This window comes from Sphingomonas sp. SUN039 (assembly GCF_024758725.1).
GTDB lineage: Bacteria > Pseudomonadota > Alphaproteobacteria > Sphingomonadales > Sphingomonadaceae > Sphingomonas_O.
Map to the genome: position 1 here is coordinate 3,293,020 of NZ_CP096972.1, position 14,212 is coordinate 3,307,231.

Consider the following 14,212-nt stretch of genomic DNA (forward strand, 5'->3'; position numbering starts at 1 on the left):
ATGACCTTCGTGTTCAACGCCCACGGATGAACGCACGAATGTCTGCCGACAATTTCCGCCGGTCCTCGTCACGGACGTACATCATGTGGCCCGAGTCATAGTAATGGAACTGCACGCGATTGGCGGGGATGCCAGTGCGCGACAGGCTGTATTCGGCACCGAAGAAGGGCGTCGCGAAATCATACCAGCCCTGGCCGACAAACACCCGCAGCCCGCTGTTTTCGCGCAGTGCCCGGCCCAGATAGGGCGCAACGCTCATATAGACTTCGCTGTCGCGCCCGCCACGCCCGAGCTTCCAGTCCCAGCCGCTGACGCCGCCGATGGTGACGTACTGGCGTTCGGTCTTGTAGCCGAGCTCGCCGCGTACATAGGCGTTCATCGCCGCGGTATAGCCGCCGTCGATGCCGTAAAAGCTCGGGTCGTTGTCGGGTTCCTCACCGGCATTGTCGTAATCGGTGCCGGTATAGCGTGCGTCGAGGCGGCCGATGGTCAGTTTCCGGTCGCGCAGCAATTCCTTGTAGAACCGCCCCGGCAGCACCCGCAGCTCGGCACTGTCGAGATATTGTTCGGACAGGCCGGTGAAGCGCGCGAGTTGCCGCCGGATGCCCGCACGTTCCTCGCCGCCGAGCGCATTCCCCTTGGCGAGCGCCGCCAGATAGGGGCCGGTCGCAAAGGCACGCGCCTCGGCGACGAACGTCGCGACTTCGGCGGGACGGTCCGCGACCTTGTTATGGTACCAGGCGGCGGCGGCGTAGGACGGCACGTGGATGACATAGGGCATCTCGTTGCCCTGCACCTCGGCCTGCAACCCGAAATCGAGGATTGTCGAGATCAGCAGGATGCCGTTGAGGGAGACGTCGTTGTACGACCCTTCCAGTTCGTTCGCGACGGCGGCACTGCGGGTTGTGCCGTAACTTTCGCCGCCCAGATATTTCGGGGCATTCCAGCGCCCGTTTTCGGTGAGCCACAGGCGGATGAACTCCGCGATGGACTTGGCGTCGGCAGTGACACCCCAATAGCTTTTCGCCTCGGTCTTCCCCAGCGCGCGGCTGAACCCGGTGCCGACCGGATCGATGAAGACGATGTCGGTCGCATCGAGCAGCGAATCGGGATTGGCGACGATGGGGTAGGGCGGCGCACCGTCGTCGCGGGCGTCGCTCGGGATGGCGACGCGCTTCGGCCCGAACGCCCCCATGTGCAGCCACAGCGACCCCGAACCGGGGCCGCCGTTGAACAAAAAGGTGACGGGGCGCGACGGATCGTTGCCGTCCTTCACATAGGACGTCGAAAAGATCGCCGCCTTGGGCGTGCCGTCCTCTGACTTCAGAAAGGTCTCCTTCGCCGTCGCGGTATAGGCGATGCTGACGCCGCCGAAGGTGCCGGTGTGCCGGGTGACCGACACCAGCGGCGCATCGGCCTTTTCCGCCGGTTTGTCGGCTGTGGGCTTGTCCTGCGCGATGGCGTGGATCGGGGCAGCCAGCAAATTCGCCGCCAGCAGCATTTTCAGTGCACGCATCGTCATGTCCTTCATCGCCGTCAGGCGGGACGTGCGCCATGGACGGCGCGTTCGCAACTCGAAAAAAAGCGCGCGTGACGTTGCCGTCACGCGCGCCCTTTACGCTGCTGGATCAGCAGCAGGCACCACCGGCGGCGCAGCAAGCTGCGCCGACCGCACAGCATCCGTCGACCGCCGAAACCAGCAGTCCGGGAACTGCGGCATGGGCCGTGGTTGCTGCCAGCCCGAACAGGGCGACAGCGGCTTTGATGATCGTCTTCATGTCGATTTCCTTGGTTGTTCAGATCGAATTTTCAGTCTGGCCAAGGGGTCGGGGTGGTGGATCGAGCGGCCGGACGTCGCGCGGAAGCAGGATCGCCGGTTCCACCGCGCGGGCTGCAAGCGGCTTAGTCTCCGATTTGTCGGGCATCACGAGCAAGGCCGGTGCAAGTACGCAGCAGGTCACGCACGCCGACAACGGCATGCCGCTCTCGCTGTCGGGACAGCATGCCGCTTCGCTTGTGCAAGCCATCGTGCCCGGCATCGGCATCGCCCGCGCCATTGCAGCATTGCCGAAGGCAAGCGACGCAAGGGCGAGCAGCATAAGGATACGGGCACTCATGACGGGCAACTCAGGCGTTCGCGGCCGGTAAGTCAAGCGGAGCAGCATCCCCCTGTTACGCTATGGCCGTGGCGAAAGTTACCGTCGGGAATCGTCAGACGGCTTTTGCCGACTTATAGACCGCCTATGACCCCCAAATATCTCGGCCAGAACAGCAGTCTTCCCGCCACGCCGGAGGAAGCCGCGCTCGATTACGTCCCCAACCCGCGCCCGGGCGCGCTGTATCTCGTGCGCTTTGCCGTGCCTGAATTCACATCTTTGTGCCCCGTCACCGGCCAGCCCGATTTCGCACATCTCGTCATCGACTATGCGCCGCGCGAGACCATCGTCGAGTCGAAGTCGCTCAAGCTGTTTTTGGGCAGCTTCCGCAACCACGCGGCGTTCCACGAGGATTGCACCGTGGGCATCGGCGAGCGGCTGTTTGCGGAGATGGCCCCGCACTGGTTGCGGATCGGCGGCTACTGGTATCCGCGCGGCGGCATTCCCATCGATGTGTTCTGGCAATCGGGCGAGCCGCCGGCGGGTCTGTGGCTGCCGCCGCAGGACGTGCCCGGCTATCGGGGAAGGGGCTAAGACTGTTCTGGCTTAATTAATGACATCGGTGTAAATAAGCTGGCATGTCCCGCACGCTTGCCCATCCGATCCACATCCTGCCCGCCGACATCGATTTCATGGGGCACGTCAACAACGCGCGCTACCTGAACTGGGTGCAGGATGCGGTCGTCGCGCATTGGGAAAAGCTTGCGCCGCCGAGCGCGGTTGCGGAACATCTTTGGGTCGCGCTTAAGCACGAGATTACTTACCGCAAACCCGCATTCCTCAACGACGAGGTGATTGCCACAGTCGTGCTCGACAAGGTCGAGGGGGTGCGGGCGTTCTATTCGACGCTGATCCGGCGCGGCGACGAGCTGCTCGCCGAAGTGAAGTCGAGCTGGTGCTGTCTCGATGCGAAAACGCTGCGTCCCGCGCGCATCGCCAAGGACATTGCGGCGCATTTTTTCGGTTAGGGCGGTAAAGTCCTGAGTCGCGCTATAGCCAGACATCGATGGCGTGCAGCGCCAGCCCCACCAGCCCCCCGACCACAGTGCCGTTGATGCGGATATACTGCAAATCGCGCCCGACCGCACCCTCGACGCGGTCGGTGATCGTCTGCGCGTCCCAGCCGCGCACGGTTTCGGACACCAGCTTGACGATCTGGTCGCCATAGCTGGCCGTGACGCCGACCGCCGTCCGCCGCGCGAAGCGGTTGATCGTCGCGCGTAGTTCCGGGTCTTTCTGTAACGTCTCGCCGAGCTGGCGCAGCGCTTCGCCGAATTTGCCCGCCAGCGCCTTATCGGGGTCGCGCGCGGCACGGAGCATCGCAGCGCGGGCGGATTCCCACAGGCCATCGAGCCAGCGCCGCATCGCCGGATTCCGCATGATCTCGTCGCGCAGCTCGGCGACGCGCGCTTTCATCCTCGGGTCGTCCTGCAAGTCGATGGCGAGGTGCGCCAGCCCCTCTTCGGCCTTGGCGCGCAGCCGGTGGTCGGGGTCGTCGGCCATTTCGGACAGCATCTTGTTCAGCCCGTCGATGATCTTGTTGGCAAGCGTCTCGTCGAGGCCGGTCCAGCGCATCACCGACCCGGCCTGTTGGTGGACGATCTCGCGGATCAGGTCGTCGTTGCTGTCGAGCAGTTTCGCGCCCCAGCGCACGATACCGTCGAGGAGCGGCCGGTGCCGCCCCTCGGCAATCGCGGCGGCAAGTGCTTGCCCGAGCAGCGGCGACAGATCGAGCTCTGCGATCCGCGTCGAGATCGCGCCCTTGACCATCCCGCCCAGACGCTCGGGATCGAGCGCGCCCAGCATATCGGCGGCGAGGCGCGACGCGCCCTCTTTCAGCCGCCCGCCGCGATCCGGCGCATCGCTCAGGAATTTGCCGGCCGCACCGGCGATATCGATGCGCCCCATCCGGCGCGCGACGACGGCGGGGGTCAGGAAATTGTCGCGCAGAAACACTGCCAGCGTATCGCCGATGCGGTCCTTGTTGCGCGGGATGATCGCGGTGTGGGGAATAGGGATACCGAGCGGGTGGCGGAACAGCGCCGTGACCGCAAACCAGTCGGCCATGCCGCCGACCATCGCCGCTTCGGCAAAGGCCTTCACGAACCCGAGGGCGGGATGAAGGTCGGCGTAGAAGCGTGTCGTCAGGTAGATCGCTGCCATCGCCACCAGCAGACCAGTCGCGACCAGCCGCATTTCGGCGGCACCCCCCTGCACCGGCACGGCAAGCGCAAAGCGGGAGCGGGAAGCCATCAGGTCGAAACGCGCTGGCGTAACGAAAGGTTCACTCGGCGGGCAGCGGCGCGGGCTTGGGCGCCCCCTCGCCGCCGTTGGTCAGCGTGCGCGACAGCCACGGCCCCAGCTTCTGCTCGATCCCGACCGCCAGGCTAAAGGTCGCGGGCACGATCAGCAGGGTCAGCACGGTCGACAGGATGAGACCACCCATCACGGTAATACCCATCGGGGCGCGCCAGGCGCCGTCGCCGGTCAGCGACAGCGACACCGGGACCATGCCCGCGACCATCGCGACGGTGGTCATGACGATGGGCTGGGCGCGCTTGTGGCCAGCGTCGAGGATGGCGGTCACTTTCTCGACGCCTTTATTGATCTCTTCGAGGGCGAAATCGACAAGCAGGATCGAGTTTTTGGCGACGATGCCGAGCAGCATCAGGAAACCGATCAGCACCGGCATCGAAATGGCGTTGCCAGTCAGCCGCAGTGCAATCAGCCCGCCGAGCGGGGCGAGCAACAACGACCCCATGTTCACGAACGGCGGCATCACGCGCTTGTAGAGCAGGACCAGCACCGCAAAAACCAGCAGGATCCCTGCGATCACCGCGATGATGAAGCTCCTGAACAGTTCGAACTGCCATTTCGCCGCGCCGAGATTGAGCTTTTTCACCCCCGCCGGCAAATGCTTGAGCGTCGGCAATTCGTTGATCTTCGGCATGGCGTCGCCCGTCACGAGGCCGGGCGCGAGATCGACGCCGATCGAGGTACGGCGGATCTGGTTGGTGCGCTGGACCATCACCGGGCCTGCGCCGAACCCGATATCGGCCACGACCTTGAGCGGCACCGAGCCGCCGGTCGCCGTCGGCACCGGCAAATTCTCGATGGTCGACAAATTACGCCGCGATTCCTCGCTCAGGGCGACCCGGATCGGAATCTGGCGGTCGGACAGCGAAAATTTCGCGCTGTTCTGGTCGATATCGCCGAGCGTCGCGATCCGGATGGCTTGACTCAGCGCTTGCGTCGTCACCCCCATCGACGCGGCAAGATCGGTGCGTGGCTTGATGACGATCTCGGGGCGCAACAGATCGCCGTTGAACCGCGGCGCGCGCAATTCGGGCAGGCCGCGCATCTCCTCGACGATCTTGTTCGCGGTCGCATTGAGCAGCACCGGATCGTCGCCGCCAAGCGTGATGGTGATGTCGCGCCCGGTGCTGCCCGGGCCGCCGTTCTGCTGCGACTGGAAAGTGACGCGCGCGTCGGGAATGGCGTTGAGTTTGGGCGCCCAGCTGCGTTCGAATTCGACGCTGGTCATGTCGCGCTTCTTGCGGAGCGTCAGGTTGATATTCGCGCTGCCGACGCCGATCCGCGAAAAGGCATGCTCGACCTCGAGGGCGGCGCCCATCATCTCGCGGACGCGGTCGGTGATCGCCTTGGTTTGCCCCAAGGTAGATCCCGGCGTCAGTTCGATCCGGACCTGGCTATAGTCGGTGTTGATCGTAGGCTGGAAGGTCAGCGGCAGCGGCTTCATCAGCGGCCCGAGGCCGGTGAACATGATAACCGTAAGCAACAGGCTGAACGCGCCCATGCCGATCACCCAGGCACGGTGGTCGTTAAGCCGCGCCCATATCCGCATCGCCGCGTAGCGCGACCAGGCGTAATAGGGCCGCGCGTTCCATCCGTTGATTTTGCCGAGGATGCAGCCGGTGAGGATGGTCGCCGCCAACGCCATCAGGAAAACGACTAGCGCGACCAGCGCGAGCACGATTAGCGCAACGAAGATCAACGCCGGGATCGACATAACCGACGCCCCTCCCTTGAACGTGCCGAACATCGCCAGAATGCCGACCAGCAAGCCGAAAGCTGCGGCCGGCAACAGATAGCGGCGCGACGACTCGGCGGGCGCGTGCAGTCCTGCCCTGATCCGCCGCATCGCCGAGGTGTCGAGCGTCCAGTCGAGCAGCGCCATATAACGGTCCATCAGCGGTCCGCCGCCATGTTCGGCATGGCCGTGCGATTTCAGGAAATAGGCAGCGATCATCGGCGTGATCAGACGCGCAACCGCAAGGCTCAGCAGCACCGACACGACGATGGTTAGGCCGAAACTCTTGAAGAACTGGCCCGAGATCCCCGGCATCAATCCGACCGGCAGGAACACCGCGACGATGGACATCGTCGTTGCTAGCACCGCAAGGCCGATTTCGTCGGCAGCGTCGATCGAGGCCTGATAGGCGGTTTTGCCCATTCGCATATGGCGCACGATATTTTCGATCTCGACGATGGCGTCATCGACGAGAACGCCCGCGACGAGGCTGAGCGCGAGCAGCGACAGGCCGTTAAGCGTAAAGCCCAGCATGTCCATGAACCAGAACGCGGGGATCGCTGACAGCGGGATGGCGATGGCCGAGATGACGGTGGCGCGCCAGTCGCGCAGGAACAGCAGCACGACGAGCACGGCCAGCACCGCGCCCTCGATCATCGCTTCGATGGCGGAATGATATTGGCTGATCGTATAGGGGACCGAGGTCGACAGCAGCGTGAACTTGACCTTGGGGTTCTCTTTTTCGAGCAGCTTCATCTGCTCCTGTGCGCCCCGGTAGACCGTGACGTCCGACGCGCCCTTGGCCTTTTCGAGACTGAACGCCAGCACCTGCCGCCCGTCCATCATCCCGATCGAGCGCTGTTCGGCATAGGCATCGCGTACTGTGCCGAGGTCGGCGAGCTTGATCGTGCGTCCGTTACCGGCTGAAATGTTGGTCTGCGAGAGCTGAAAGGCGTCCTTGGCGTTGCCGAGCACGCGCACCGATTGTTCCGAACCCGCGATTTCGGCACGGCCGCCCGCCGCGTTGAGGTTGACCGAGCGCAGTTGCACGTTGACCTGCGACGCCGTGACGCCCTGTGCCTGCAGCTTGGCCGGGTCTAGCGTCACGCGGATTTCGCGGCTGACCCCGCCGGTCCGGTTGACCGCCGCCATTCCTTCGACGCTGAGCAGTCGTTTCGAGACGGTATTATCGACGAACCAGCTCAGCTCCTCCAGCGACATGTCGCGCGATTCGGCCGAGAAAAAGCCGATAGGGCTGCCCGATATGTTGACCCGTGACACCTGTGGTTCGAGGATTCCCTCGGGCAAATCGCTGCGGATATTGGCGATGGCGTCGCGCACGTCATTGACGGCGCGATCGACGGGGGTGCCGATGGCGAAGACAACGAACGTGTTCGACGACCCTTCGCGGACGCCCGAATTGATTTCGTCGACACCGACGACATTGCGGACGGCGGCTTCGACCTTTTGGGTGACCTGGGTTTCGAGTTCGGTCGGCGCGGCGCCGGGCTGAACAATCGATATCTGTGCGGCGGGGAATTCAAGATCGGGCTGGTCGTTCACGTCCATCCGCATGAACGACATCGCGCCCGCCAACAGCAGCGCGATGAACAGGACGATGGGGGCCACCGGATTGCGGATCGCCCAGGCAGAGATGTTCCGGAAACTCATGAAACGGCAATCCTGAAATAAAAACTGCCCCCGGAACGCCCCGATTCGCTATCCGCCGGACTTGATCCGCTGGGGATTAATCGACTCGCCCGGGTTGAGGAAGGCTCCGGCGTTGACGACCACCGCTTCCTGGCCTGACAGCCCCGACAGGACGGTGACGCCCGCATCGGTGACGTCGCCGACAGTCACGTCGCGCCGGACGACCTTGTTCTGCGGGCCGACGATATACACAAAGCTGCCCTTGGGGTCGCTCTGGATCGCGGATTCGGGCAGCAACGGCACATCGGCGGCACCGCTGACGATCTTGGCCGAGGCAAAGCCGCCCGGACGCAGCGCCTTGTCATAGGCGAGCGCGATGCGGGCGACACCCTGGCGCGTCTGCGGATCGATGACCGGCGAAATCTGCCAGATCTGGCCGCTGAAGGTTTGCGCGCTGCCCACGGGCGTGACGGTTGCGCGCTGGCCAACGGTCATACGCGCGAGATCGACTTCCCCCAGCCGCGCCAGCTGTTCGAGTTCGCCGCCCTTGGCTATGCGAAACAGGACGCCCGACCCGCCCGACACGACCTGGCCCGGTTCAACTTTGCGCTCAAGGATGAGGCCGGCGGCGGGTGCGCGGATGTCGAGCCGCGATGTCGAGGCCTGTTGCTGGGCGAGCTGCGCGCGGGCGACGCCGAGGCGTGCGCGTGCCGAATCGCGGGTCGCGGTCTTGCGGTCGATATCGGCCTTTGAAATGAAGCCGCGCGACACGAGCTGCTGCGCGCGGTCGAGTTCGGCCTGCGCGAGGCGGAGGTCGGCCTCCGACACGCCGATCTGTGCGGCAAGTGAGTTGATCTGCTGCGACTGGACACGGCGGTCGACGGTCGCCAGCACCTGTCCAGCAGCGACCCAGCTGCCGGGTTCGACCAGGACCTGCGTCACCTGGCCGCCTTCGCCGGCAACACCGACCGGCATCTCGCGTCGTGCGGCGATATTGCCGGTTGCCGACACGACCCGGTCCACCGTCCGGCGTCCCGGTACCATGACCGACACGGTCGGCGCCTGCTTCGCACCGCCTTCGCCACCGGCCGCAGCGCCCGCGCCACCGGCCGGGCGCGAGGCCCAGACGCCCACTGCAACGAGAACCAGAACCGCCAGCGCAATGCCGCCGACGATCCACCAGCGGCGGCGTTTGCGCGCGCGCTCCTCGCTGTCGGCCATGTCCAGTTCCTCGCGGTCGCGGGAAAAGCCGGTCTCATAGTTCATCGTACGCATCCAGTTTTCCACGCCTCGGCCTGCCGATATGGCAGATATCGCCGAAGTGTGTTATACAACTAAGTCACCGCGCTCAAGCGCCGATTGTCAGGTAGCGGTTAATGGACGCCAGCGACTTTCGGCGCAAGGGCGCTGTGCAACGCTTGCGCTGTCTATTCCGCGCTAAAAATGCGATGAACGGGTGGGCGGCAGACGGGGAAAGGCGACGGGCATGTCGGCATCGCTGATGGGCTGGATTCTGATCGGGCTGGTGATGGGTGTTGCCGGTCGGCTGGTAACGCGGACCCGCGAGCCGGGCGGGTTCGTTACGGCGATTCTGGTGGGGATCGCGGGCGCCTTGCTCGGGGGCTATCTCGGCCTCGCCTTCGGCGATTTTGCGCCTGCCGGCCCGGTCGGTTGGGTGGCGGCGGGGACAGGCGCATTCCTGCTGCTTGCGCTCTATCGCATGATCGTCGCCTCGCGCCGGTAAATCGTAAAGGCCGGAGCCGTCCGCAGGGACGGCTCCGGATTTGCGCCTAGCGGACCGAACCGCGACGGACGAGATTGACGATGGCGAGCAGCACGATCGCACCCAGGAACGCGCTGAGATACGGCCCGATCTGACCCGCGCTGCCGAGCATCGGCCCGAACAGGAACCCGCCGATGTAAGACCCGACGATGCCGACGACGATGTTGAGCACGATGCCCTGCTGCCCGTCGGTCCGCATGACGATGCTCGCCAGCCAGCCGATGACACCGCCAATGATGAGCCAGATGATGAAGTTCATGATTTTCCTCCTGTTTCGCACCGGGCATACCGGGCGATGACAGGAGCCAGACGCACGAAGGGCCCGCGCGGTTCCGCGCGAGCCCCTGAATTCGTTACGCCCTCACCGGAATCCGGCGGTCAGTATTTCTGCTGGCGCTCGTAAAGCGACTTGTAATGCTGGATGCGGGTGACGCGCAGGCCCGGCATGCCCGACCGGTCGACGGCGCGCTGCCAGCCGGCGAATTCCTCCAGCGTCAAGCCGTAGCGATCGCAGACGTCATCGACCGAGAGCAGCCCGCCGTTGACCGCCGCCACGACTTCGGCCTTGCGGCGAACGACCCAGCGGGTCGTCGACGGCGGCGGCAGAGAGTCGAGCGTCAGCGGCTCGCCGAGCGGGCCGATTACCTGAGCGGGACGTATTTTCTGGTTCTCGATCATTCTTACCTCAATCACGGACCTTGAAAGCCGGTCCGGGCATCGTCTTGATTTCCGCTTCTAACCACAGGGCATTGAAAGAACGCTAAAACGCCAAGGTAAACGCCGTCTTCAGTTTGGTTGACGAGGGCTGAAGATATCGCCCGACAAATCCGCGAATGAGGCGATCCGGCCGACGAAGGCAGACGCAGTCGGGCCTTGGGCGAACAGGACGACATGCGGATCGATCGGGTGGAAATGTCCGGCGACCGTCTCCAGCCGCACCTGCGCGCGCGCCGTCGGGCTGGCGCTTTGCGCCGCCGCCGTGCGCGCCAGCAGCGCGGGCAAGTCGATGGCGACGGGCCGGTTGCGACGGATGAAGCTCAAATCCATGGCCGCGGCTATGCGCCACAAAGGCTGAAGGCGGCGTAAACCATGGCGAAACGGGCCGCGCGGCCCTATGTGCGCGCGGGTGACCGATCCCGCCGCCCTTTTCCAGCTCGACCGGCCTGCCGCCGACTCGCGGATCGTTGTCGCCATGTCGGGCGGCGTCGATTCTTCGGTAGTGGCCGCACTTGCCGTGCAGTCGGGGGCCGAAGTGATCGGGGTGACACTCCAACTCTACGATCACGGCGAAGCCACGAAGCGCCCCGGCGCGTGCTGTGCGGGACAGGACATTCGTGACGCGCGCGCGGTCGCCGACCGGCTGGGGTTCGCGCATTATGTCTTCGACCACGAAAGCCGGTTCCGCGATTCGGTAATCGACCGGTTTGCGGACGATTATGTCGCGGGGCGGACGCCCATTCCCTGCGTCCGCTGCAATATGGGGGTGAAGTTCACCGACCTTTTCGCGCTCGCCCGCGACCTCGGCGCAGATTGCCTTGCGACCGGCCATTATGTGCAGCGGGTGGTAGGACCGACCGGACCGGAACTGCACCGCGCGATCGATCCAGCGCGCGACCAGAGCTATTTCCTGTTCGCAACGACGACCGCACAGCTCGACTATCTGCGCTTTCCGCTTGGCGGTATGGAGAAAGCGGCGGTCCGCGACATCGCGCGCGAACTGGGGCTGGGCGTCGCCGGCAAGCCCGACAGCCAGGACATCTGCTTCGTCCCCGATGGCGATTATGCGGGCCTTGTCCGCAAGCTGCGCCCAGATGCGGGACAGCCGGGCGAGATCGTCGATCTGGCAGGACAGGTGCGGGGCACGCACCGGGGCATTCTCGGCTTCACCATCGGCCAGCGGCGCGGGCTTGAGATCGGCGGGCTGGCCGAGCCGCTCTATGTCGTCCGGCTCGACGCGGCACGGAACGAGGTAATCGTCGGGCCGCGCGAAGCGCTGGCAGTGCGGTCGGCGCGGCTGTCGGAGATCAACCTGATCGGGGCGCTGCCTGAAGCACCCTTGTCGGCCAAGGTCCGCTCGCTGGCCAAGCCGGTCCCCGCCCGCCTCGACGGCGACCGCGTCGTGTTCGATGCCCCCGAATATGGCGTGGCACCGGGGCAGGCGGCGGTGCTGTACGCGGGCGAGCGTGTGGTCGGCGGCGGCTGGATCGAGGAAACCGAGGCGGCGGAACTTGCCTTCGCCTAGAGGCTGAACACCCCCTCGATCACCGTCACGCAGTTGCCCGACAGCACGACCCGGTCGCCCGCCAACCGGCAGCCAACATGGCCGCCGCGCGCGCTCGCCTGATAGGCGGTCAGCGTGTCGCGGCCGAATTGTTCGGCCCAATAGGGGACGGCGACGGCATGGGCAGAGCCGGTCACGGGATCTTCGGGAATGTCGAAGAACGGCGTGAACACGCGGCTGACAAAGTCGGTGACCTCGCCGCGCGCCGTGGCAATGGCGACGATGGGGCCAAGCTTGTGCAGCGCGTAAAGGTCAGGCTTCAAGGCGCGAACAGCGGCCTCGTCATCCAGAACGATCAGCGCGTAGCCGCTTTCGTGCCACAGCGTCGCAAGCGGCGTGGCGATCCCAATTGCGGCGGCAATTTCTGGTAATGGCTTGGGCGAAGCGACCCAAGCGGGCAACGTCAGCTCATAGCCCGAACCGCTGCGCGCCACGGTCAAGATGCCCGACTTGCGCGTCCGGAACGTCACTTGGCTACGTGCCGGGTCCGCCCCCAGCACATAATGCCCGCTCGCTAGGGTCGCATGGCCGCACAGCGCGACTTCGGCGGCGGGCGTGTGCCAGCGCAATTCGTAATCCGCCGCGCCGCTGACGTCGGGCGCGATGAACGCGGTCTCGGGCAGGTTGTTTTCCTGCGCGATGGCCTGCAGCACCGCGTCGTCGAGCCATGCGTCGAGCGGCATCACGCCTGCCGGATTGCCGGTGAAGGGCCGCTCGGCGAACGCGTCGATCTGCGCGAACGGAATCTTCACCGCGTCGCTTCCTCAGCGAGTGCCGACGGCAACACGCCTTCCTTGTCGACCTGTCCTTCGGGGTCGAGGTGGATCAGCACTTCGGTACCGGGGAATTCATGCTCCAGCGCATGTTCGACCTCGTCCATGATCCGGTGCGCCTCCGCCACCGTCATCGTCGGGTCTACCCACACATGGAATTGCACGAAATCCTGCGTGCCGGACGACCGCGTCCGCAAATCATGAATGCCGGTCAGTTCGGGGTGGCGCGCCGCGACTTGCAGGAAATGCTGGCGCTTCTCCTCGGGCCACTCCTTGTCCATCAGCTGGTCGATGGCATGCGTCGCGGCACGCCACGCGCCGATCAGCAGCGCGACGGCAATGCCGATGCCGAATACCGGATCGGCCCATTTAATCCCGAGATACTGGTCGAGCGCGAGTGCCGCGATTACCGCGATGTTGAGCAGCACATCCGACTGGTAATGGACATGGTCGGCATGGATCGCGACCGATTTGGTCTTGGCGATCACATACCGCTGATAGGCGAGCAGTGCGAGCGTCGTCACGATGGCGACCAGCGACACCCCGATGCCGTATTCGGCATGCGCGGTCGTTTCGCCCTGCATCAGCCGCATGATCGCGCGCCCGAATATGGCGAGCGCCGACAGCACGATCACCATGACCTGGAACAGCGCCGACAGCGCTTCGGCCTTGCCATGCCCGAAGCGGTGGTCGCGGTCGGCGGGCTGCGCGGCTTTCTTGACGCCCCACAGCGTGACCAGCGAGGCGAGCAGATCGAGCCCGGTGTCGGCCAGCGACCCCAGCATCGCGACCGAACCGGTTTCTGCCGACGCCCACAGCTTCAGCAGCAACAGGAACGTTGCCATCGAAATGCTGGCGAGCGCGGCGCGGCTGGTCAGCGTCGCCCGGGCATGGGCGTGCGCGCCGTGGTGGTGTGAGCCGCTCATGGGTAAAGCAGCCCTTCGCGCCAACCATCGCCGGCGCGCGTGAACAAGCGCCGGTTGTGCAGCCGGTGGTCGCCGTCCTCCCAGAATTCGATCGTTTCCGGCGTCACGCGATAACCCGACCAGTGCGGTGGACGCGGGACTTCGGCACCTTCGAACCGCGCGGTGATTTCGGCGAGCCGTGCCTCAAGCGTGGCGTGGTCGGGCAAGGGCGACGACTGGTCCGACGCCCACGCCCCCAGCCGCGAAATGCGGCCCCTTGTGGCGAAATAGGCATCGGCCTCGGCATCGGTCACTGGCGTCACCGGCCCCTCGACGCGCACCTGTTTCCGCAGCGATTTCCAGTGGAACAGCAAACCGGCGCGGGGATTGTCGGCCAGATCGCCCGCCTTGCGGCTGGTCTGATTCGTATAGAAGATGAATCCCTCATCATGCCCCTTGAGCAGCACCATCCGCGCCGACGGCTGCCCGCGCGCATCGACCGTCGCAAGCGCCATCGCATTGGGATCGTTCGGCTCGCTGGCCTCGGCATCGCGCAGCCAGCTCTCGAACAGGGCATGGGGATCGGTGGTCATGGGCGGCGCTGTAAGTGGGG

General features: G+C 65.1%; 16 protein-coding genes. 4 read left to right on the forward strand and 12 right to left on the reverse strand.

The features are described 5' to 3' along the window. Positions 1-13: 13 nt before the first annotated feature. The 3 genes from M0209_RS16335 to M0209_RS16345 form a co-directional block, all read right to left on the reverse strand. Positions 14-1,516: a S10 family serine carboxypeptidase-like protein gene (locus tag M0209_RS16335; RefSeq protein ID WP_309547079.1), complete on the reverse strand. Its 1,503-nt coding sequence runs from the start codon at positions 1,514-1,516 to the stop codon at positions 14-16. A 112-nt stretch (positions 1,517-1,628) separates the two neighbouring features. Next, a complete protein-coding gene (locus M0209_RS16340; RefSeq protein WP_258889337.1) occupies positions 1,629-1,778 on the reverse strand; it encodes a hypothetical protein in 150 nt (49 codons plus the stop codon). Between the two features lie 18 nt (positions 1,779-1,796). Next, the gene (locus M0209_RS16345) at positions 1,797-2,117 is read right to left on the reverse strand and encodes a hypothetical protein (protein WP_258889338.1); all 321 of its coding nucleotides are present in this window, start codon (positions 2,115-2,117) and stop codon (positions 1,797-1,799) included. A 126-nt stretch (positions 2,118-2,243) separates the two neighbouring features. Between M0209_RS16345 and queF the strand changes: the two genes are divergently transcribed. After that, positions 2,244-2,690 (forward strand): preQ(1) synthase, encoded by a 447-nt coding sequence (queF, locus tag M0209_RS16350; RefSeq protein WP_258889339.1) that lies wholly within the window; start codon positions 2,244-2,246, stop codon positions 2,688-2,690. 44 nt (positions 2,691-2,734) lie between these two features. Continuing rightward, positions 2,735-3,124 carry a thioesterase family protein gene (locus M0209_RS16355; RefSeq protein WP_258889340.1) on the forward strand — a complete coding sequence of 130 codons (390 nt, stop codon included), beginning with the start codon at positions 2,735-2,737 and terminating at the stop codon, positions 3,122-3,124. Between the two features lie 22 nt (positions 3,125-3,146). Here M0209_RS16355 and M0209_RS16360 read toward each other — a convergent pair whose 3' ends face one another. Genes M0209_RS16360 through M0209_RS16370 form a run of 3 tightly spaced genes read right to left on the reverse strand, consistent with a single transcriptional unit; the run spans position 3,147 to position 9,123 of the window. Continuing rightward, positions 3,147-4,409 (reverse strand): DUF445 domain-containing protein, encoded by a 1,263-nt coding sequence (locus M0209_RS16360; RefSeq protein WP_258889341.1) that lies wholly within the window; start codon positions 4,407-4,409, stop codon positions 3,147-3,149. 31 nt (positions 4,410-4,440) lie between these two features. Then, complete coding sequence (locus M0209_RS16365; protein WP_258889342.1) at positions 4,441-7,878, reverse strand: efflux RND transporter permease subunit; 3,438 nt, start codon at positions 7,876-7,878, stop codon at positions 4,441-4,443. Between the two features lie 48 nt (positions 7,879-7,926). Beyond that, complete coding sequence (locus M0209_RS16370; protein ID WP_258889686.1) at positions 7,927-9,123, reverse strand: efflux RND transporter periplasmic adaptor subunit; 1,197 nt, start codon at positions 9,121-9,123, stop codon at positions 7,927-7,929. A gap of 220 nt (positions 9,124-9,343) precedes the next feature. Between M0209_RS16370 and M0209_RS16375 the strand changes: the two genes are divergently transcribed. Then, entirely contained in the window at positions 9,344-9,601 is a 258-nt protein-coding gene (locus M0209_RS16375; protein WP_258889343.1) for a GlsB/YeaQ/YmgE family stress response membrane protein, read from the forward strand. A 46-nt stretch (positions 9,602-9,647) separates the two neighbouring features. Here M0209_RS16375 and M0209_RS16380 read toward each other — a convergent pair whose 3' ends face one another. The 3 genes from M0209_RS16380 to M0209_RS16390 form a co-directional block, all read right to left on the reverse strand. Next, entirely contained in the window at positions 9,648-9,899 is a 252-nt protein-coding gene (locus tag M0209_RS16380) for a GlsB/YeaQ/YmgE family stress response membrane protein (protein ID WP_258889344.1), read from the reverse strand. A 119-nt stretch (positions 9,900-10,018) separates the two neighbouring features. Beyond that, complete coding sequence (locus tag M0209_RS16385; protein WP_258889345.1) at positions 10,019-10,318, reverse strand: DUF1153 domain-containing protein; 300 nt, start codon at positions 10,316-10,318, stop codon at positions 10,019-10,021. Positions 10,319-10,426: 108 nt separating this feature from the next. Continuing rightward, on the reverse strand, positions 10,427-10,687 hold the full coding sequence (locus M0209_RS16390; protein ID WP_258889346.1) for a hypothetical protein: 261 nt from the start codon (positions 10,685-10,687) through the stop codon (positions 10,427-10,429). Positions 10,688-10,766: 79 nt separating this feature from the next. Here M0209_RS16390 and mnmA point away from each other — a divergent pair, with 79 nt between their 5' ends. Then, entirely contained in the window at positions 10,767-11,882 is a 1,116-nt protein-coding gene (mnmA, locus tag M0209_RS16395; RefSeq protein WP_258889347.1) for a tRNA 2-thiouridine(34) synthase MnmA, read from the forward strand. Here mnmA and M0209_RS16400 read toward each other — a convergent pair. The 3 genes from M0209_RS16400 to pdxH are packed head-to-tail and all read right to left on the reverse strand — an operon-like array spanning position 11,879 to position 14,192. Next, positions 11,879-12,673 (reverse strand): PhzF family phenazine biosynthesis protein, encoded by a 795-nt coding sequence (locus M0209_RS16400; protein WP_258889348.1) that lies wholly within the window; start codon positions 12,671-12,673, stop codon positions 11,879-11,881. The genes mnmA and M0209_RS16400 overlap by 4 nt on opposite strands. Beyond that, positions 12,670-13,620, reverse strand: a complete 951-nt coding sequence (locus M0209_RS16405) for a cation diffusion facilitator family transporter (RefSeq protein ID WP_258889349.1) — start codon at positions 13,618-13,620, stop codon at positions 12,670-12,672. The genes M0209_RS16400 and M0209_RS16405 overlap by 4 nt, the downstream gene beginning before the upstream one ends. Then, on the reverse strand, positions 13,617-14,192 hold the full coding sequence (pdxH, locus tag M0209_RS16410; protein WP_258889350.1) for a pyridoxamine 5'-phosphate oxidase: 576 nt from the start codon (positions 14,190-14,192) through the stop codon (positions 13,617-13,619). Before pdxH ends, M0209_RS16405 begins: the two co-directional genes overlap by 4 nt. Between the last annotated feature and the right edge of the window lie 20 nt (positions 14,193-14,212).

Bases quoted from the DNA above. Each gene is read 5' to 3' on its own strand.
- queF (WP_258889339.1), top strand. From the start codon at position 2,244: ATGACCCCCAAATATCTCGGCCAGAACAGCAGTCTTCCCGCCACGCCG.
- M0209_RS16355 (WP_258889340.1), top strand. From the start codon at position 2,735: ATGTCCCGCACGCTTGCCCATCCGATCCACATCCTGCCCGCCGACATC.
- M0209_RS16380 (WP_258889344.1), bottom strand. From the start codon at position 9,899: ATGAACTTCATCATCTGGCTCATCATTGGCGGTGTCATCGGCTGGCTG.
- M0209_RS16335 (WP_309547079.1), bottom strand. From the start codon at position 1,516: ATGCGTGCACTGAAAATGCTGCTGGCGGCGAATTTGCTGGCTGCCCCG.
- M0209_RS16365 (WP_258889342.1), bottom strand. From the start codon at position 7,878: ATGAGTTTCCGGAACATCTCTGCCTGGGCGATCCGCAATCCGGTGGCC.
- M0209_RS16340 (WP_258889337.1), bottom strand. From the start codon at position 1,778: ATGAAGACGATCATCAAAGCCGCTGTCGCCCTGTTCGGGCTGGCAGCA.
- M0209_RS16360 (WP_258889341.1), bottom strand. From the start codon at position 4,409: ATGGCTTCCCGCTCCCGCTTTGCGCTTGCCGTGCCGGTGCAGGGGGGT.
- pdxH (WP_258889350.1), bottom strand. From the start codon at position 14,192: ATGACCACCGATCCCCATGCCCTGTTCGAGAGCTGGCTGCGCGATGCC.
- M0209_RS16405 (WP_258889349.1), bottom strand. From the start codon at position 13,620: ATGAGCGGCTCACACCACCACGGCGCGCACGCCCATGCCCGGGCGACG.
- M0209_RS16375 (WP_258889343.1), top strand. From the start codon at position 9,344: ATGTCGGCATCGCTGATGGGCTGGATTCTGATCGGGCTGGTGATGGGT.
- M0209_RS16345 (WP_258889338.1), bottom strand. From the start codon at position 2,117: ATGAGTGCCCGTATCCTTATGCTGCTCGCCCTTGCGTCGCTTGCCTTC.
- M0209_RS16370 (WP_258889686.1), bottom strand. From the start codon at position 9,123: ATGAACTATGAGACCGGCTTTTCCCGCGACCGCGAGGAACTGGACATG.
- M0209_RS16390 (WP_258889346.1), bottom strand. From the start codon at position 10,687: ATGGATTTGAGCTTCATCCGTCGCAACCGGCCCGTCGCCATCGACTTG.
- M0209_RS16385 (WP_258889345.1), bottom strand. From the start codon at position 10,318: ATGATCGAGAACCAGAAAATACGTCCCGCTCAGGTAATCGGCCCGCTC.